This window comes from Bacteroides stercorirosoris (assembly GCF_900142015.1).
GTDB lineage: Bacteria > Bacteroidota > Bacteroidia > Bacteroidales > Bacteroidaceae > Bacteroides > Bacteroides stercorirosoris.
The window spans coordinates 18,727-38,420 of the sequence record NZ_FQZN01000019.1 but is presented as its reverse complement, the minus strand read 5'-3'; the positions used below and the strand labels follow the sequence as shown (position 1 = coordinate 38,420).

Genomic DNA, 19,694 nt, shown 5'->3' with positions numbered 1-19,694 from the left:
CAAACGTTAATTAAGTACCATTGTCAGCTTGTTGAATATCCACTGGATGAGCATAGGACAGGCTATCAGCAGAATAGAAGAAATAATGGTGAACCGTAACCGGTCTTTTTCTTCCACTTCCATCAACACGGAAGCCCCCTCCCACACCACATATACGATATAAAACTGTAATAGTAGCCCGATGATATTGAAGTCCGGCAACATACCGATAATAATCTGAAGCAAGAAAAGCACAGCCAGTGCATAGCCTGCAAATTGTTGCGTCAGGGGTATGTCACTGTCCATCATAAACATTCTGACGCGCATCTCATTAATGAGATATGCCGCCAGGAAATATCCTCCGAAAAGGGATACCGCCACCGCACAGCATTGTGTCATGGCATATTGAAAACTCTCCGGACCACCCCATCCCTTCGCCAGCAAAGAGCCAATGAAGACGGACAATCCGCATAAACCAATCATAGGATAAACAAAAGCTGTAAACACCTTTCGCCTATCCTCTTCCAAACGAATTTCCTCCCAGGCCTTGGCCGGAGAGGAAATCAGTAACATTGCTATATGGAATAATGCTTTATAATCCAAATTATTGTTGAGTAACTTTATAATCTAAAGATACCTCTGTATACGTTTCAGGTATCTTAGAATCTGATTCATTATTCTTTGACTTTATAATCAATCTCTGCGGTTCGTTTCCTGCTTTATCTTTGAAAAGTCCTACCGCTTCCTCAATATCATATCCATCTTGAGTATAAGTTCCGGCCTCCGTCTTTTCGTCAGTGCCTCTATCGTGACGTAAATACAATACCATATCTCCATCACCCGCTTCTGTCTCTGACTCTACATAAACCAAATTAAATTTATGCTGTGATATCTTTTCAGAATTATTCTCCATTCTCCATGCGATGGGCAACACCAATGTGTTTAAGTCATACAGGAATGGTTTCAACTCTGTATAGCTGATTCCATTATTTACAGTCGGAGTAAGTGACACGATAGGAGCATTTTCCGTTACACGATTCTCCATATCTTCCAAGTCTTCAGCAATAACAGGTTCCGGTCCGTCACATGCCACAGCTGAAACTAGTACTATGTCATATGATTTTGGAGTGGTTGTAGAAGTTGATTTTGTTTCAGCCTCTTCTTTTACAAATTTATAATAAATAAAAGCTAACTTTGTGCTGGATATCTTAAATCCATAGTTAGTTTCCATTGCCAAGACAGATGCACTTGTTGGGTATAATTTATTTCCAGCCGGATCTTCAAAGTGAGATGTTCCCATATAACTTTGCACTACATGAAACATTCCTCCACCATCATAAGGAGATTCTGATTCACTGGAATCCAAGCATGAAGTAAGAGAAAAACCCATTAATACGGTAAGGGCAACCATCCAGATTTTAAATTTAGCCATTTTCATTGTTCTATAAATATTAGAGTTTGCAAATTTAGATAAAAGAATTGAGTTGTATAGCACTCTCCTCGTTTTTTCATTGTTTTTAAGAGTAAATGAAATATTAATTCAAATACTGCAAATCCTACCATCTATTTAACATTATTTTAATTCTGCTCATCAACAACTATAGTCTCAATTAGCTTATCCGTTCCCATATACATATTATAATATGAGTATGTGCTTCCATAGGCCTCTTCTTTACTTTTACATAGCTTTATCTTCACATTCATGTTCGTTGTTTTAATTCGACCACAAGTGTGAAGCACAAAGTCCACATTCATGAAGCAGCAGGACCGCAGACGTGGAGCACGTTACCCACAGCCGTAACAGCACAGAAAACATTGACTACTAATAAAATAAACATAGATAACTAACCTAATGAACATAGGCAATTGACGTTTCCAAACACTGATTTCAATCGGTACAAGCAAGCTGCAAACAGAACCATATATAGCGAAAAACACAGCAAAACAATATATTTCACATCATAATAGAAGAGAAAAACAGGTAAAAAAGGAGGGTATCGTAAACAAGAGAATCAAGAGAAAAACGGCATTAACAAGAAGTATATCAACTAGATATACCATTTAAGCATCGGTATAGGTAACTTTACCTACACCCCGCTTACATTTACCTACACCACCGCTGTATCACCGATGAACAGGGCGATACAGAGCATGGGTGTAAGCGTGTAGGTAGAAATGTGTATAAACTCTATGTAGGCGCTGACTCCAAGTCATAAATGCGACGCTTCAATACACCACCCTCAAAGCATAACTTAGGAAGTTAAATCAGACGATTTTAGCAAACTGTTCCAGGTGTTCGTCAACATAGCCGGCTATCAAGGTGGTTACCCCCTCTTCTGTCTCCAAAAATTCGTCTTCCAATTCATCGAAAACCTCATATTGCTCATACATGGCCATGAATTCATCATCTGTACGCTCACGTTCCAGGTCTTCACGATGAGCATCATAAATCTTTTTAGCTCTATATACCAGTTTCCCGAAATCTTCCGCTCCCCACAAGCGCATCACTTTGGCAAACGGATTGGCAAATATGTAACCGCCGTAACCGTTCTGTATCAATTGGCAGAAACCACCATCCATCACTTCATCGCGAAACAATTGATAGGCGAGCAAAGTATGCTGCTCACCTGTCAGCAATGGCATACTGTCGGCAGTCAGCTCACCACCTATCACTTCTTTATATTTGTCGGTAAACACTTGGATGAAAGCATCCATTCCCTCGCCTGCGGCTTTACGCAAGGCAGCATCCGTAATTTCTATCATGGTCTTCTTATTATATTGCGACAAAGATATGTGTTTTATAAGAAAAAGGTATAACAAGAAGACCAAAAACCACGAAAGACATCCCTACAATTTCCGCAGCACACCCCTATCGCCCACCACGAAGTACGTATTCCCGTCAATCAGCAGTGCTCTCCCACGCTTTTTCTTCCGGTTCTCTTTATTGTCCACATTGACGCCGATTACTTTTCCGTCATAGAAGGTGGAGATGTCCTTGAAAATAGTATGCCCCACGATAATACGCTTTGCTTTATAGCGTTTCAGCACCATTTGCAGGCTGTCTTGTGCCATCGGATGATATTTGACATCAGTACGCACAAGACCACGATACCAGATCGGTCCGTCGTTGCCATACAGAAATGCCGTCAGCGGAGAAAGGGCTTTACGTTCTTTCTTATTCATGAAAAGGGCTTTACTCATTTCTTCGTTCACGGTAGGAATACTTAAATCATGGTCGTAGAACCTCTTACCCAATCCGGCATGAACATACAAGTCATTGCCGATAATCTGCATCGTATTCCGGGTTCCCAACCATCTCCCCAACTCAGTGTCCGGTCCGAAGAGTCTGGGATAATCCATACCCAACTTCTTCGCCAACTCTTTATATTTATCCTTGGTATAGCGCAAGTCATTTGCCAACACCAGCGGTTCGTGATTTCCCAACAGGAAGGAAACGGTTCCCCCGGCTTTGGCAGCCTCATCCTCCAGCTTATAGAATAACCAGAAAATTTGCGGTACATCTTTTCCACGGTCGAAGATATCTCCGATAACCATCAGATGATTATTACCAAAACTCCAGTTATAGTTTTTATCTATAACTCCGTTGCCTTGCAGCAAGCTAATCACACAGTCCAGACGTCCATGCGGATCGGACATCACAAACACCTTCGCGGGTTGCCGGTATTGCCAGTCGGGACGCTTCACCAGATGGAGTTTTACATCGAACGGGAAACGCCCCTTGTGATCCACAACGTGCAAAGTAAAATCCTCCGGCAATGCGTTATAGGTGGTATCAATAATCTTTCTTTTCTTGTCCACACTGATAACACGCGTTTTGCCATCGGGCTGATAAATCACATAAGGGCCGTCGGCCGACAACTCCTCTTTCTTCTCCTTGCCTTTCTTCTTGCCGTCTAAATCAAAAGTTCCGGCACTCAGGCCGGAACTGATGAACATTAGAGTAAATGCGACAAGAAAATACTTAGTGAAACTTGTCTTATTCATCTCATTTATTTTTAATTACCATATTCAGGATTCTGCTCCATATTGGGATTGGCATCCATCTCTCTTTTAGGAATAGGAAGCACTATCATGTAGAAATCCCAGTTAATATCTTTCATATATTTGGTGTCATGCTTGGTCTTACTCAAATTCTTATCCGTTACATTCACACGTTCTATCGTCAACCCATTTCTGACAGCATCATACATACGATGTCCTTCAGCGACCAATTCCTTACGACGTTCATTCAACACTCTCTCCAAAGTAATTTTTTCGCCTTGAACAGTATTATCCGGATTGGCACGCCTCACAATCGGATCAAGAAAATCCACCGCCGCATCATTGTCGTTCAACTTAACGGCCGCTTCAGCTGCAATCAGATAGGCTTCGGACAGACGGATAAGCGGAATATTGGCGTCTTCGATATTTTCGTTTTGCTGTGGCTGATACTTAAAGACGTAAGCATAATATTTCTTATCAAAACTCAACAGTTTAAGACGCACATCATTGGGGTCTTCCTTCAGGAACTGATAGAAAGAACAAGTGATGCACATATCATCGTAACCGTCTTTTGAGTTCAGATATCCCATACTCTCCTTGCCCGGGCTATCAGTGGTCAGATTGACTATCTCGAACAAAACCTCGCCCGGATTGGAAGCTGACGCATCATTGCCCCATGCGGTGGGATATTCTTCATTAGTCCACAGGGCGTAACCTTGTTTTTCCGCTCCCTCAATAGCTTCTTTCGCCGTATTAAAAGCATTGGTGTTATCGTTCTTGTAGAGGTAGACACGGCTGAGCAATACCATTGCCCCCCATTTATTGATTTTACCTTTATTGAATTTGCCACTCAGCAATTTGGTACTTTTGGTAAGGTCGTCGATAATCTTCTCATAACATTGAGCTACTGTGTTACGAGCCGGTTTGCTGTCGATAGTGGATAAACCTTCAATAATAGGCACCCCCAGCGAAGCTCCGTTATTCTTTGTATACGGGTAACCGAAGATACGGGTCAAATCGAACAAAGCCAAACCGCGAAGCGCCAATGCCTCTCCTTTCAAATCATCCCTGTATGCGGCATCTTCTTCATCAATCTTCAATTTATCAATATTCATCAGAATCAGATTACAATTCTGAATTATGGAGTAGAGATAAGACCAATGGGAAGTAGGCCCGTTATCCTTGGTAAAGTTGAAACGGTAATAGTTAGCCACACGCTTGGTTGAGCTGACAGCCTGCATGTCATCCCCTGTCACGTCTCCATAATATACCAAACGGCCTGAATATGCATCAGAACTCTGCATAGTACTATAAATACCATTCAAGGTAAATTCCACATCCGACAATATCTTAATACTGGTTTCAGTGTCTACCGAAGTGGAAGGGTCAAGATCCAGCCAATTGTTTCCGCAAGAGGTAGCTACGAGCAATACGGAACTGACGAATAAATATTTCAATAGTTTCATAATATCAAGTATTTTAACGGTTAGAAATTAACGTTTACACCAAAGGTCACGGTCTTCAGAGGAGGCGTTCCCCAAATGGCAGTACCACCGCTGACAGCTTCCGGATCGTAATAATCATAAGCCGCCCAGGTCCAGAGATTATTGGCTGATGCATACACACGTACATTCTCTAGACCTATTTTACGAGTCCACTCTTTCGGAACAGTCACGCCGAATGTCAACGTTTTCAGGCGGATAAAGTCGGTACTATGCAAACGACGGGTAGTGGTCACCTTGTTCATAGCCACAGAAGGCTTTTCATAGAACAGTTCATAGCTCGTGATGTCACCCGGCTTTCTCCAGCTGTCGCGGTAGTAAGTAGGGATATTAGCTTCCAGGTCGTTGCCGCCATGCTCCGTTTTCTGTGCCCAGTTGTCGTATGAGTAACCGCCAAACTGATAAGAGAACATAAAGTTGAGATCGAACCATTTGTAACGTAAAGTATTCGACAAGCCACCTATAACATTCGGTTCGGCATGCTTATCCAGTACAATGGCATGAGCATCTTTTATAACTTCGGTAATCTCTTTCTTATAGTTACCGTTCTCGTCAACATCATTCGTATAGAACTGTGGCGCACCGGTTTCGGGGTTGATTCCGGCAAACTCTATCATATAGAATGTGCGATATGATTTCCCTACTTTACGAATCTGAGTTCCACTGACAATTTCCGTTTGCATACCATCCAAAGTCACAATCTCATTCTTGTTGTGAGAAATGTTGAACGCGGTGTTCCATGAGAAATCTTTGGTTTGAATATTGGTGGAGTTTATCTCCAATTCCACACCTTTATTCTTAACCTCGCCAATATTCATCAGATAGCTGCTGAAACCGGTAGTCATGGAGATGGGACGGTCCATCAACAGGTTCTTGGTAGTACGGATGTAATATTCCAGCGTAACATTAATACGGCTCCACAAACTAAAGTCCAGACCCAGGTTCAGGTTATAGTTGGTTTCCCACTGCAAATCATTGTTCTTCAATTGAGACTGGACAATACCCGGTTGCTCCAGATATCCATTGGTCAGACTGCTCAATCCCCTGTATCCGAAATAATCGGAAGGAAGAGTACCATTCACACCGTAAGATGCACGAATCTTCAAATCAGTCAGCCAGTCTTTCACGGGTTCCATAAATTCTTCTTCAATCATACGCCATGAACCGGACACTGACCAGAAGCTACCCCAACGGTTGTCTCTGTGGAAACGGGAACTGCCGTCCGTACGGAAACTGCCACCCAGATAGTATTTGTTCTTATAATCATAGTTCAGACGGAACAGATAAGACACCATACGTGTACGGGTGTCGCTGCCACCTACCGATTCGGTTTTCATACCGTTACTGATCTCATTTTTGTCGTAAGTGGCAAAGTTGGTGGCATAGCCTGACAGATAATCGCGATATTGGTCGTCAATCTCATATCCCACCAATGCGTCGACATGGTGGTCGGTAGCAATAGTTGTCTTGTAACTCAACTGGTTCGCCCATACCATTTTCTTATACTCATAAAATTTCTTGCTCATGCCTCCGTTGATGTCATCACCGTTGGAAGTACGCGGGTCTTTCCAATCGTTACCTTTCGTATTGACATAATCGTAGCTGAAAGTAGACCGAAACTTCAGATTCTTAATGAATTCATATTCACCATAAATCGTATTGAATGCGCGGGTCACATATTCACGCTGATAATCATAAGTTGCCGATAAAGCGGGATTACGGTCACTGATACGGATAAGTTCCCGGTTCCAAGTGCCATCCTCATTATAAACAGGGTCGGAAGGGATGACAGCACTACGTGATGTGTAGAAAGGAGAGGAATAAGAAGTACCCTCACTATACACATCCTGATTAACGGTAGCAAACAGTACATTTGCGCCTAACTTAAATTTATCAGTAGCCTGAAAATCAACGTTCAATCTTCCACTGATGCGTTCCAGTCCGGAGTTGATGGCTATACCATCCTGTTTCAGATAAGAAAGTGAAGAATAATACTTAAATCTGTCCGTACCTCCCGATAAAGAGGCTTCGTAAGATTGATGGCTTCCCTTTTGGAACAGAACGTCATCCCAGTCTATAAATCCACACCAGGGAACAGGTGCATAGTCGTCAATTTCTCCATCAGCATAAGCCATCGCATCGGCTTCGCTCTTGCCTTTTTTAAGTTGACCAGCTACCAGACCATCATAAATATACTGACGGCGTTCTTCCCCGCCCATCACCGGACGATAATCCATAGCGAAATCAGAACTTCCCCAATCGGCTTTCAATGTGATAGTGGGTTTGCCGACTTTACCTTTCTTGGTAGTGATAAGTACCACACCATTTGCAGCACGCGAACCGTAGAGTGAAGCGGCAGCGGCATCTTTAATAACCGTAACGCTTTCAATGTCGGAGCTATTGATAGTCGACATTATATCAAGACCTGCATCCGAACTCATCGTATTGATGGTACCGGAACGCATCGGAACCCCGTCAATCACATACAGCGGTGAATTGCTGGCGTTGAAAGAGCCCATACCACGAATCCGCAAGGAAGAGGATGCCCCCGGCTGGCCGGATGAAGAAGTGAACTGAACACCCGGTGCATTGCCTTGCAACAGATCTTTGAAAGAAACAGCGGGAACGTCTTTCAGAGTCTCCCCCTTTACGCTGGAAGCGGAACCGGCATAAGCCGACTTCTTGAAAGTACCGTAACCGGTAACTACCACTTCTTCCATCAGGTTGATGTCCGGTGACATTTCCACTTTAAGCATCTTGCCGGAGGTTACCTTGATTTCCTGACGGACATAGCCGATATAAGAAACAATCAGTGTGACCGGAAGATGATCTACTTCCAGAAAAAAACGACCGTCAAGATCGGTAGTACCACCATTGGTAGTACCTTTCACCACGACATTGGCGCCAATGATAGGTTCTCCGGTTTCGTCAATGACGGCACCGCTGACTTTCGTCTTCTGCTGGGGAGCAGCCACCTCTTTAACCTCATTGACAATTGGCTTAATAGCAATCACTCCATTATGAACAGAATAAGTCAGTCCGCTGTCTTTGAGGCATTTCTCAAGTACAACAGCAATTTTCTCATTGCTTACATTCAAATTCTGAACATTTATCCCCTCAACATCTTTAGTACTGTAGACAAACGTGAAATCTGTCTGTCTCTGAACCTCCCATAGTACTTCGCTCAAAGTAGCTTTCTTAAATGTTGCCGTAACAGTGGTTTGAGCAAATGCTGTGTTTGCAGCTTGCATGAAACCTGTGACAATGAAACAAAAAAACAGAAACGTTATCCACAAACGTTTGCTACTTCTCTCATGTTTGTTGCAGTAGTCCTTCTTGTTCATAGTAAATGATTATTAGTTAGTTATAAAAAGTAATTGTTTTACCGTTAATTTTAGCATGCACCTTTTCCGTCTTCTCCAGCAGTCTGACGAAAGGTGCTATTTCCTCGTAGCGGTCGAGATGGCAGCCGAAACGGAAATCTTTAATCCTCTCATTCTGGTAAACCACCTCCATATCATACCAGCGCGAAAGTGTCTTCATGATGTCTTCCAAGCGTTGGTCCTTGAAATGTATTTTCCCTTCTACCCATGAGGTATAGAAAGAAGTGTCTACCGTGCGCACCTGCATGGAATTGCTACCTACCGACAGAGTGGCCTGCTGCGAAGGTTTCAGAATAAGACTTCCACTCTTTTCGGCATTGACTTTTACCGACCCGTTGACCAACGTAGCCTGGTATTCTTCATCAGGATAGGCTGAGATATTGAATGTCGTACCCAGCACTTCTACCTGTACCCCTTTCGTGTTTACTAAAAAAGGCTGTCCGGTTTTACTGACCTCGAAATAAGCTTCTCCTTCCAGTTCCACTACCCGCGCACCGGCACCAAATGTCACCGGAAACCGAAGACTGCTCATTGAATTCAGATGCACTTTTGTTCCGTCACTCAGTACCAAGGCATATTCTCCCCCACGGGGAATTACAACCTTATTATATATGGGCTTTTCTTTTTGAGAAGCAGGCTGCGCCACCTGATAATTCAGAGTGGTTGAATCCACCTTAATATGTGTTCCCTCTAATTCCTGCAATGCGTCCAAAGCATTTTTATTCAAGCAGATTGTTTCTCCGTTGTCCAACGTCAAAATAGCTTTGGATTCTCCCGGTGGTATGGACTGGGCTGTCAGTACGGGTTGCTTCTGAGAATAATCATGAGAAGTATATTCCAGTGAAATTCCCAATATAAAAACCGGAAACAGAACGGCAGCGACGTAGCGAAGTATTTTTAGCCTCCTCTCCCTGCTGTCATTTCGCTTGATTCGTTTCTGAATACCTTCCCAATGGGTAGAGGTATTGAATATCGAACCTTTCTCTATATGCAGCCTGAGATTTTCCTCATTACATATCTTCCGGAAAAGAGCTTCATGGGCAGTATCTTCATTTCGCCATTTCTCTAATTGGACACTTTCTTCGGGAGTTATCTCACCGGATAAATGCCGTGCAATAATATTAGCTATGTGGAAGTCTTGCTTTATCATATATTGACCTTTTTTTGTTGTCTTTTATAGTAATACAGGTCAATTGATATTTATGGTTAACGGAATACCATTTTTTTTTCAAAAAAAATAAAATGAGGAGTATTTCAGATAAAAAAGAATAAGAAATAGTAATAGTCTTTCAGGTGTTCACGCAGCTTTTTATAGGCAATTCTTTTAAGGGTATGCACAGTTTCGGCAGATACATTCAAATGTTCGGCTATCTCATTGTTCTTCTTTCCTTCCATAGCCAACTTCATGATAGCCTTCATCTGAGCGGGAAGCATATCGATAGCCTCCGCCACTATTCTATAAGTTTCTTCTTCCACCACCGCATCATGAAAGAAAGAGTCTTTTTTCTTCTCGATTACTTTTTGGGCATACTCCCATACAACTTTAGAATGTTCCAACTCATTCAGCGCTTTATTGCGCACAGCTGTATAAAGAAAGGCTTTCACCTGATGCAAATAGAAAAAATCATCCCTGATCTGCCACAATTTAGCGAATGAGTCCTGTACGATATCCGCCGAAGCTTCATCGTCCTCCATATACTGGTTGGCAAACAGACAGAGGGCTACATAATATCTTTCAAATATATTATGAAACTCTTGTTCATTGAGCTTTATGCTGATAAGGGTATAAGAGGCATCCGCTATCACAATTCACCTTTTTAGTATGCAAAAATAATTAAAAATAGTTTTTCTTGTTCAAGTTTAACAAAGAAATCTGTCTGCTATCTACCAAATCTTACACATAGAAAAAGAATTTATCGACATCATTCACCCGGAAAACGCATACTTTTGCCACATTGGAATATCAATCTTAAAACCATGAAGAAAAACTACCCGTTCCTGTTTATTCTCCTTTTATGCACAGTCTTTGCGCAAGCTCAAACCACACCGGCCTTTCCCGGCGCCGAAGGATTTGCCCGCCACACCGTTACCGGCGGACGAGGAGGAATTGTATACCACGTCACCAACCTTAACGACAGCGGTGAAGGTTCGCTACGCGCAGGCATTGACATGAAAGGCGCCCGAACCATTGTTTTCGATGTTTCGGGACTCATTGAACTGCAAAGCCGACTGGTGATAAAAAACGGTGACCTCACCATCGCCGGACAAACTGCCCCGGGAGATGGTATCTGCCTTAAAAACTATACCTTACACATTGCCGGATATAAAGAGGAAGAGAAAAAGGACCAATGCGCCACCAACATTATTATCCGCTTCATCCGTAGCCGGATGGGAGACGAGACAAAAGCGGAAGATGACGCCATGTGGGGGCGTTATACCTCAAATATCATCATAGATCATTGTAGTATGAGCTGGAGTACAGACGAATGTGCCTCGTTTTATAGTAACAAGAACTTCACCATGCAATGGTGCATCTTGAGCGAGAGCCTTACCAAGTCGGTGCACGTCAAAGGGAATCACGGTTATGGAGCTATCTGGGGAGGTGAAGGCGCCAGTTTCCACCATAATTTACTGGCTCACCACAGTAGCCGCACCCCTCGCCTGGATGGCAGCCGCTCCGTCGGAAGATGGGAGACGGAACTCACTGACCTGCGCAACAACGTGTTTTATAATTGGGGGCCTACCAATGGAGGATATGCCGGAGAGGGTGGACGCTATAATTTCGTGAACAATTATTATAAACCGGGACCTTCCACCGCTACCAAGAAAAATATCGTTAACCGCATCTTTCAGCCCAATGCCGATGATGGTACTCAAAGTAATCCGGCCGGTATCTGGGGGAGATTTTATGTCAGTGGAAACTATTTTGACGATACTTGTTCCAAACTAAGCAGTGACATGAAAAAACTGATAGCACAGACCAATGCCGACAATTGGGAAGGTATTCACCCGCATCTGGGTAACGGAGATTTACCGGAAGGGAACATTGATGGTATCAAGAGCACTACTGAATTTGAAATAGCCGCCGTCAGTACCCATGCTGCCGCACAGGCTTATGAAAATGTACTCGCACATGCAGGCGCGAGCCTGAAACGCGACGCTGTTGACGGACGCATCATCTCCGAAGTAAAGAATGGAAACTACACCTACGAAGGCAGCAACGGGAGTAGTAACGGATTGATTGATTCGCAGGAGGATGTGGAAGGATGGCCTCTGTACAACAGTGAAGAAAAACCCGCCGACACCGATAATGATGGTATACCCGACACTTGGGCTGCACAGTATCTGCCTGTTGGTAAAACCTATCGGGACATAGAACCGACCACCGGATATTCTTATCTGGAACTCTATATTAACAGCCTCGTTGACAATCTTATGAAAACCTGTTACGAAAACAGCAATAACTCACCAAGCATCAACGATTTCGGTCTATATGGTACTTCTACCGGCATATCCTCTTCTTCTGCCGAAGCCACAGATGCAGTGAAATGTTTCCGACAGGATAAACGGATTGTCCTCAAAGGACTGTCCGCGGGAGCACGTATCGATATCTATGATTTATCGGGACGCTCCATAGCCTCCTACCAATGCTTTGACGAACAGGCGGAATATCCCCTCAACCAACCCGCCGTTATCAGCGTGCAATCCGGAGGAAAGAAGTACAGTTTCAAGAGCCCCCGTTAAAATTATTGTAATGTGGAGATTGCAATACACAGAACCACTGTCTCTTATTATTAATTTTTATAAAAAAAGTCAGATAACTCGATTTGCATAAATAAAGAAAAGGAGTAACTTTGCGAGCGATTTGAAAAATGGATTACGTTTTTTATTTTATATAACTTAAAAAGAGCTAATTATGACTTATTCACACGAAGTGGAACACATGTGTGTTGTGAAGAAAGGTCCTAACCACGGACCGGCTCCTATTCCCGAAGAAGGTAAATGGGTAAAAGCTAAAGAAATTGTTGACATCTCTGGTTTGACACACGGCATTGGCTGGTGTGCTCCCCAGCAAGGTGCATGTAAATTAACCCTCAACGTGAAAGAAGGTGTCATTCAGGAAGCCCTGATTGAAACAATCGGTTGCTCCGGTATGACTCACTCAGCTGCCATGGCATCTGAAATCCTTCCGGGTAAGACCATCCTCGAAGCCTTGAACACTGACCTCGTTTGCGATGCTATCAACACCGCAATGCGCGAACTCTTCCTGCAAATCGTTTACGGACGTACTCAGTCAGCTTTCTCTGAAGGCGGTCTGATTATCGGTGCCGGACTGGAAGACTTGGGTAAAGGTCTGCGCAGCCAGGTAGGTACTCTGTACGGTACATTGGCTAAAGGTCCTCGTTACCTCGAAATGGCTGAAGGTTACATCAAGAACATCTTCCTGGATAAGGATGACCAAATCTGCGGATACGAATTTGTTCACATGGGTAAATTCATGGATGAGATCAAGAAGGGTACGGATGCTAACGAAGCATTGAAGAAAGTAACCGGTACTTACGGACGCGTAACAGCTGAACAGGGTGCAGTTAAACATATTGATCCACGTCACGAATAATTATAAGGAGGAAAAAGAACTATGATTAGAGAAGTAAAATTTGAAAGTCAAGACCGTCGTATCAAAGGAATTATTGAAGCTTTGAACGCTAACGGCATCAAAGACATCGAAGAAGCAAACGCTATCTGCGAATCTTATGGACTCGATCCTTATAAGACGTGTGAAGAAACTCAGCCTATCTGCTTTGAAAATGCAAAGTGGGCTTATGTTGTAGGTACTGCAATTGCTATCAAAAAAGGCTGCACAAACGCTGCTGAAGCTGCTGAAGCTATCGGTATCGGTTTGCAGGCATTCTGTATTCCGGGTTCTGTAGCCGATGACCGTAAGGTTGGTATCGGTCATGGTAACCTGGCAGCTATGTTGCTGCGTGAGGAAACTAAATGTTTCGCTTTCCTGGCAGGTCACGAATCATTCGCTGCTGCTGAAGGTGCTATCAAGATTGCTGCAAAAGCTGACAAAGTACGTAAAGAACCTCTGCGTTGTATTCTGAACGGTTTGGGTAAGGATGCTGCACAGATCATCTCTCGTATCAACGGCTTTACTTATGTTCAGACTCAATTCGACTACTACACAGGTGAACTGAAAGTAGTTCAGGAAATCGCTTACAGTGATGGTGCCCGTGCAAAAGTAAAATGCTACGGTGCTGACGATGTTCGCGAAGGTGTAGCTATCATGTGGAAAGAAGGTGTAGATGTATCTATCACAGGTAACTCTACTAACCCGACTCGTTTCCAACATCCGGTAGCCGGTACTTACAAGAAAGAACGTGTTCTTGCTGGTAAGCCTTATTTCTCAGTTGCTTCCGGTGGTGGTACAGGTCGTACTCTTCACCCGGATAACATGGCAGCCGGTCCGGCTTCTTACGGCATGACCGACACAATGGGCCGTATGCACTCAGACGCTCAGTTCGCTGGTTCTTCATCAGTTCCTGCTCACGTAGAAATGATGGGATTCCTGGGTATCGGTAACAATCCGATGGTAGGTTGTACTGTAGCTTGTGCGGTTGACGTAGCTCAGGCTTTGAGCAAGTAATTTAAGTTACTTCAAATAAATAAGCTCCTGTAGTCTTGATGATTACAGGAGCTTTTTTTGTAGTAAATGCCCGGAAGAGAAGACTGTAGTAATTCTCATTCCGGGCATTTTTCTGCAAAATATATAAAATCTTAGTTTAGTTTATTCATTGAACCAATCAATCTTTTTAGAGAAGTACATCACCATAGCCAGTATCACAAACAACCCAAGACTGCCGGCAAGCAAAGCAAAAGTCTCCAACTGGATAAGAATGAATACATAAATATAAAGTACACCAAGCAACCCTACCATAATAAAAGCCGGTTTCTTTCTCCTGATAATGCCCAGCATATAGCCACCCACTAAAGCGATAGTAAGCGCCGATGCCACCAGATAAGCCATGCCAAAACCGATATGCTCGGACATAGAAAGCAACAAACTATAGAACAGACAGAGCGCCAACCCTACCAGCAGATACTGCAAAGCATGAATACGAGTCTTTTCCAGAATTTCAGTGAAGAATATCACCATAAAAGTCAATAAGATAACCAGAATCGCATACTTAGTAGAACGCATAGACTGTTGATACTGCTCTACCGGCATTTTCAGGTTCACCCCGAAATTTGAATTCTGAATATCCTTGATACTCGCATTCTGATAATTGACAAGCACCTGCGGATAATTCCTGTTCAAATTCAACACCTGCCATTGCGCAGAAAAATCCGTTTCCGTAATCTCACGCTTCTCCGGCAAGTAATTACCGTCAAAACTCGGAGTGTTCCAATTGGCTTTCAGATTGACCTTTGTGGTTTTGCCCAATGGAGTAAAGTTAATGGATTGAGAACCTTTTAGTTTAATCTTCATCTCATAAGGCAGCTTTTTGCCTTCTTTCAGGGCAGAAAGGTCGACGATAGCATGAACACCCATATTATCGATGCCCCGACCATCCATTCCCGGCTCGAACATATAGACTGAATCGTTCAGAGTAATGCTGACCTGCTCGCTAAGTCCACGCATATCTGTCAGATTCAGACAGACCGCCGCCCGATTATACAATAGCGCATCCATATCTACATTGTTCTTCAGAAGTTCTTCCGAGCTAAAGAACCCTTTGATAACCAGTTCCGACTGGTATACATTTACTTTATAAATACCCCGCCGGAGAATCTCAGTATGCAATTGTCCGTCTACAGACAATTCGTCGGGAAGCAAGGTTACATCTCCCATAGACACCTTCTTTACCCCATTGTCTTCGTGAGTGATGGGATACTTCAGATTAATGTAAGGCCCTGTAATGGTCTGCGCCAGGCTCCATTTCTGACCGACTTCCGCAATAGCATCCGTCTGCGTACGTCCGCGTTCTGAAATCATGTCTTCAATCATAAACATCGGAATCAGCAGCAACAACACCAGAAAAGCAATTACCACTACCTTAATTGATTTTGAGAAACGATGCAAACAACCACTCGCCTGCCTCTTCGTTTCATTCAGACCTTCATTCAGATGATCACTAAAATCATCATTCAAATTGTCGTTTAAGTTTTCATTTAAATTTTCCATAATAGAATCGTATTAATTAAGTTGATTTCAGAAAATTCTCCAATGCCTCTATATGAGTCTTAAAAGCCTTCTTCCCTCCCTGTGTGGCTTGAAAAAAAGTTTTAGGTTTTCGTCCCACAAAGGTTTTCTTGCAAACGATGTAGCCCAACTCTTCCAAAGCCCTCGTATGGCTGGCCAGATTGCCGTCCGTCAACGAAAGCAGTTCCTTCAGGGTGTTGAAATCCACATCCTCATTTACCATCAGGACAGCCATTATGCCCAAGCGGACTTTACTTTCGAATGCCTTATTTATATTTTGAAATGCTTCTATCATCTATCACCTTTTCCTTTCATACTGCAAATAAAACAATATACCATACAGGATATGGAAGCCACCGAACCCGATTGTCCAAAACAGCAAGCCATGTCCTTCAAAGAAGCAGTCTGCAATGCCCAGGCAAAGGAATGCATATCCCAACCAGGCTACATTGGAATAGGTGAACTTTGAAACATTGACCAGAGAAAGCCCATAGAACAACAACATTACAGAAGATACCAACCCGTAAATCTCGTGCAGCAGCAAGGCAATGCAGAACAATCCTCCCGTCAGCAACGGCAATGCAAAATTCCAGGCAATGCGATAAGTTAATTTACTGAATATTTTCTGCCCGGTTTTCCTGGCTTTATAACAGGACAGGATACAGGCTGTGATTACAGAAGCCGTCAGCACCAACGAGGCCACCATTATCAGTCCTTCCCGGTTCTCTCCCGAACTTAAGAAACTATTGGCCACAAACGCGCCGGCTAAGGCATATACTCCGGCCAAAATAGCCGTCATTCCACTTAGAGACACAAACTTGGAGGATTTTTCCATCAACTCCTTTATCTCATTCACTGATTCTAATGCTTTGTTCTTATCCATATAAAAAGTACTTTGTGCTACAAAGTAAAAGATAAATAGTCAAAGCACCAAAGAATATTGGAAAAAAAATATTTTATCGGGATACTCTGCCTGAAATATTTCCTTGCATCAGACTCTCAACCTCCTCTACCGTCACATGGTTAAAGTCACCATAAACCGTATTTTTCAGTGCGGAAGCGGCAAGAGCATACTCCAATGTCTTCTGGTCATCATCGGGATAGGTGATAAGACCGTATATCATGCCACCGACAAACGCATCACCCGCTCCTACGCGGTCTACTTCATGTTCGATGTCGTAGATGCCGGTGTGCTTCAGTGTACCGTCCGAATAGACTACGGCAGCAAGGAGGTTATGATTGGAAGTAATGGAATTGCGCAGTTCCAGGAAAGCTTTCCGGCAACGGGGTACAAGCTGCGCTACTTGACGGCCGAAATCCTCGAAAGCAGGAAGATTGGTTTCGAAAGAAGTATCGGCAGCATCGGTGGCTTTGAAACCAACGGGCTGAATGCCGAGAATTTCCTTATATTCCGGTTCGGCACCAAAGATAACATCGCTGTATTGCACCAAAGGCTGCATGACTTCGGCTGCCGGACGACCGTAATTCCAGAGTTTCTTGCGGAAATTAAGGTCACAAGAGATGGTCAGTCCCATGCGGTCGGCTATTTCGAGAGCTTCGCGGCAAGCCTCGGCACCTTCCGGCGAAAGGGCGGCGGCAATACCGGACCAATGAAACCAACCCGCGTCAGCGAATACTGTTTCCCAATCAATCATACCGGGACGCAGCGTAGCAAATGAAGAATCCTCACGGTCGTAAACAACATTCGAATTGCGGAAGGCGGCGCCGCTTTCCAAAAAGTAAAGTCCCATACGTTTGCCTCCGAAGACAATTCCGTCAGTACCCAAGCCGTTGGCACGGAGCGAAGCGATACAGGCACGGGCCACAGCATTGTCCGGCAGACGGGTTACGAACTCAGTAGGTATGCCGAAGTTAGCCAATGAAACGGCTACGTTGGCTTCACTGCCACCATAGGTAGCTATCATCTGATTGGTCTGTGAAAAACGGAGGAAATCAGGTGCGGTCAGCCTCAGCATTATCTCGCCGAAGGTAACTACTTTCTTATGGGTAGATATTTGATTCATAAGTTGTCAACAAAAAAGATTAACCGAACGTCAAAGTTGCATTTTTATTCCAAGCAAACGCAAAGATATAATAATATTTATTGGCGGAGAAGCAGGGACAAAACATAATAACCGGATTTGTTGTAACTTTGCAAAGTTTTAACTGATATAACAAACAGAATGAGTTCATTGAAGAAAATCCCCTCTCCTTTAGTATCCCTCCTGCCCATCGGACTGTTGGTAGGAATGTTATTCGCCACCATACACACATTCGGCAGCGATGCTTTGGGAGGAGGCAGCCAGATTTCCTTGCTGACCACTACGGCCTTCTGCGTATTTATAGGTATGGCCTTCTACCGTGTCCCCTGGAAAGATTACGAACTCGCCATCACGAATAATATTGCAGGAGTCGCCACCGCCATTATTATCCTGTTGATTATAGGTGCACTGAGCGGTGCATGGATGATAAGCGGCATTGTCCCCACCCTTATATATTACGGTATGCAAATCATCCACCCCGACTTTTTCCTGGCGTCCACCTGCATCATCTGCGCGCTGATTTCCGTCATGACAGGCAGTTCGTGGACCACAATCGCAACTATCGGCATCGCACTGATGGGTATCGGCAAGGCGCAGGGATTCAATGAAGGGTGGATAGCGGGAGCCATCATCTCCGGTGCCTATTTCGGTGATAAGATTTCCCCACTGTCAGAAACCACCATACTTGCCTCGTCCATAACGGACGTGCCCTTGTTCAGGCACATACGCTATATGCTGATTACGACCACACCATCGCTCGTCATCACGCTGATTATCTTCACCGTAATGGGGTTCGTTATCGAAACCAATTCTACGGAACACATGACCGACTTTGCCGTTTCGCTGAAAGACACGTTCGTCATCACTCCCTGGCTGCTGATTGTCCCCATAGTGACCGGAATACTCATAGCACGGAAAACGCCTTCCATCATCACCCTGTTTCTCTCTACTCTGCTGGCAGGGATATGCGCCATCATCTTCCAGCCGGACTTGCTGCGTGAAATTGCCGGAGGGAGCAATCTATTTAAAGGAGCGATGATGACTTTCTACGGAAGCACCAGCCTGAACACGGGAAACACGATGCTGACCGACCTTGTGTCTACGCGTGGCATGGCAGGCATGATGGACACGGTTTGGCTGATACTTTGTGCCATGTGCTTCGGCGGTGCAATGACGGCAAGCGGTATGCTGGGCAGCATTACCTCCGTATTTGTCCGTTTCATGAAAGGAAGGGTCAGTGTGGTGGCGTCCACCGTCTGTTCGGGACTGTTTCTCAACCTCACCACTGCCGACCAATATATCAGCATCATCCTTACCGGAAACATGTTCCGCAACATTTATGAGAAAAAAGGATATGAAAACCGGTTGCTGAGCCGCACCACGGAAGATGCCGTCACCGTCACTTCACCGCTGATACCCTGGAATACGTGCGGAATGACGCAGGCAACGATATTGAACGTATCTACGCTGACCTACCTCCCCTACTGCTTTTTCAACATTATCAGCCCGTTGATGAGCATCCTGGTTGCCGCCATCGGATATAAAATTGTGAAGCGTCCCGTGAACAATCCCGAATAAA

Annotated in this window: 16 protein-coding genes; 4 read left to right on the top strand and 12 right to left on the bottom strand. The window is 44.0% G+C overall.

All coding sequences use genetic code 11. The features are described from left to right. Window positions 1–6 precede the first annotated feature (6 nt). From BUC01_RS14890 to BUC01_RS14855, 8 genes are all read right to left on the bottom strand, one after another. Window positions 7–552 carry a Yip1 family protein gene (locus tag BUC01_RS14890; protein WP_081795768.1) on the bottom strand — a complete coding sequence of 182 codons (546 nt, stop codon included), beginning with the start codon at window positions 550–552 and terminating at the stop codon, window positions 7–9. A gap of 31 nt (window positions 553–583) precedes the next feature. Then, on the bottom strand, window positions 584–1,411 hold the full coding sequence (locus BUC01_RS14885; RefSeq protein ID WP_139261870.1) for a hypothetical protein: 828 nt from the start codon (window positions 1,409–1,411) through the stop codon (window positions 584–586). An 833-nt stretch (window positions 1,412–2,244) separates the two neighbouring features. After that, on the bottom strand, window positions 2,245–2,742 hold the full coding sequence (locus tag BUC01_RS14880) for a DMP19 family protein (protein WP_025831265.1): 498 nt from the start codon (window positions 2,740–2,742) through the stop codon (window positions 2,245–2,247). An 84-nt stretch (window positions 2,743–2,826) separates the two neighbouring features. Further along, window positions 2,827–3,984 carry a metallophosphoesterase gene (locus tag BUC01_RS14875; RefSeq protein ID WP_025831264.1) on the bottom strand — a complete coding sequence of 386 codons (1,158 nt, stop codon included), beginning with the start codon at window positions 3,982–3,984 and terminating at the stop codon, window positions 2,827–2,829. 11 nt (window positions 3,985–3,995) lie between these two features. Beyond that, window positions 3,996–5,447 (bottom strand): RagB/SusD family nutrient uptake outer membrane protein, encoded by a 1,452-nt coding sequence (locus BUC01_RS14870; RefSeq protein ID WP_073314098.1) that lies wholly within the window; start codon window positions 5,445–5,447, stop codon window positions 3,996–3,998. A 20-nt stretch (window positions 5,448–5,467) separates the two neighbouring features. Then, on the bottom strand, window positions 5,468–8,827 hold the full coding sequence (locus tag BUC01_RS14865; protein ID WP_073314096.1) for a TonB-dependent receptor: 3,360 nt from the start codon (window positions 8,825–8,827) through the stop codon (window positions 5,468–5,470). A 16-nt stretch (window positions 8,828–8,843) separates the two neighbouring features. Further along, window positions 8,844–10,016: a FecR family protein gene (locus BUC01_RS14860; protein WP_073314094.1), complete on the bottom strand. Its 1,173-nt coding sequence runs from the start codon at window positions 10,014–10,016 to the stop codon at window positions 8,844–8,846. Between the two features lie 104 nt (window positions 10,017–10,120). Then, window positions 10,121–10,675 (bottom strand): RNA polymerase sigma-70 factor, encoded by a 555-nt coding sequence (locus tag BUC01_RS14855; RefSeq protein WP_394363913.1) that lies wholly within the window; start codon window positions 10,673–10,675, stop codon window positions 10,121–10,123. Window positions 10,676–10,843: 168 nt separating this feature from the next. Here BUC01_RS14855 and BUC01_RS14850 point away from each other — a divergent pair, with 168 nt between their 5' ends. The 3 genes from BUC01_RS14850 to BUC01_RS14840 all read left to right on the top strand — a co-directional run bounded on the left by BUC01_RS14850 (window position 10,844) and on the right by BUC01_RS14840 (window position 14,516). Beyond that, entirely contained in the window at window positions 10,844–12,610 is a 1,767-nt protein-coding gene (locus BUC01_RS14850) for a pectate lyase family protein (RefSeq protein ID WP_025831262.1), read from the top strand. Window positions 12,611–12,782: 172 nt separating this feature from the next. After that, window positions 12,783–13,484 (top strand): iron-sulfur cluster assembly scaffold protein, encoded by a 702-nt coding sequence (locus BUC01_RS14845; protein WP_009131327.1) that lies wholly within the window; start codon window positions 12,783–12,785, stop codon window positions 13,482–13,484. Window positions 13,485–13,505: 21 nt separating this feature from the next. Continuing rightward, a complete protein-coding gene (locus BUC01_RS14840; RefSeq protein WP_025831261.1) occupies window positions 13,506–14,516 on the top strand; it encodes a GGGtGRT protein in 1,011 nt (336 codons plus the stop codon). Window positions 14,517–14,657: 141 nt separating this feature from the next. Here the strand turns inward: BUC01_RS14840 and creD are convergent, their stop codons facing one another. The 4 genes from creD to BUC01_RS14820 all read right to left on the bottom strand — a co-directional run bounded on the left by creD (window position 14,658) and on the right by BUC01_RS14820 (window position 18,097). After that, complete coding sequence (creD, locus tag BUC01_RS14835) at window positions 14,658–16,055, bottom strand: cell envelope integrity protein CreD (protein ID WP_025831260.1); 1,398 nt, start codon at window positions 16,053–16,055, stop codon at window positions 14,658–14,660. A 16-nt stretch (window positions 16,056–16,071) separates the two neighbouring features. Then, a complete protein-coding gene (locus BUC01_RS14830; protein WP_025831259.1) occupies window positions 16,072–16,368 on the bottom strand; it encodes a winged helix-turn-helix domain-containing protein in 297 nt (98 codons plus the stop codon). A gap of 3 nt (window positions 16,369–16,371) precedes the next feature. Continuing rightward, on the bottom strand, window positions 16,372–16,956 hold the full coding sequence (locus BUC01_RS14825) for a hypothetical protein (protein ID WP_025831258.1): 585 nt from the start codon (window positions 16,954–16,956) through the stop codon (window positions 16,372–16,374). A 73-nt stretch (window positions 16,957–17,029) separates the two neighbouring features. Further along, window positions 17,030–18,097 carry a sugar kinase gene (locus BUC01_RS14820; RefSeq protein ID WP_025831257.1) on the bottom strand — a complete coding sequence of 356 codons (1,068 nt, stop codon included), beginning with the start codon at window positions 18,095–18,097 and terminating at the stop codon, window positions 17,030–17,032. 168 nt (window positions 18,098–18,265) lie between these two features. On the opposite strand from BUC01_RS14820, the gene nhaC reads away from it, so the two are divergent. Then, window positions 18,266–19,693, top strand: coding sequence for a Na+/H+ antiporter NhaC (nhaC, locus tag BUC01_RS14815; RefSeq protein WP_139261873.1), 1,428 nt, complete (start codon window positions 18,266–18,268; stop codon window positions 19,691–19,693). Window position 19,694 lies beyond the last annotated feature (1 nt).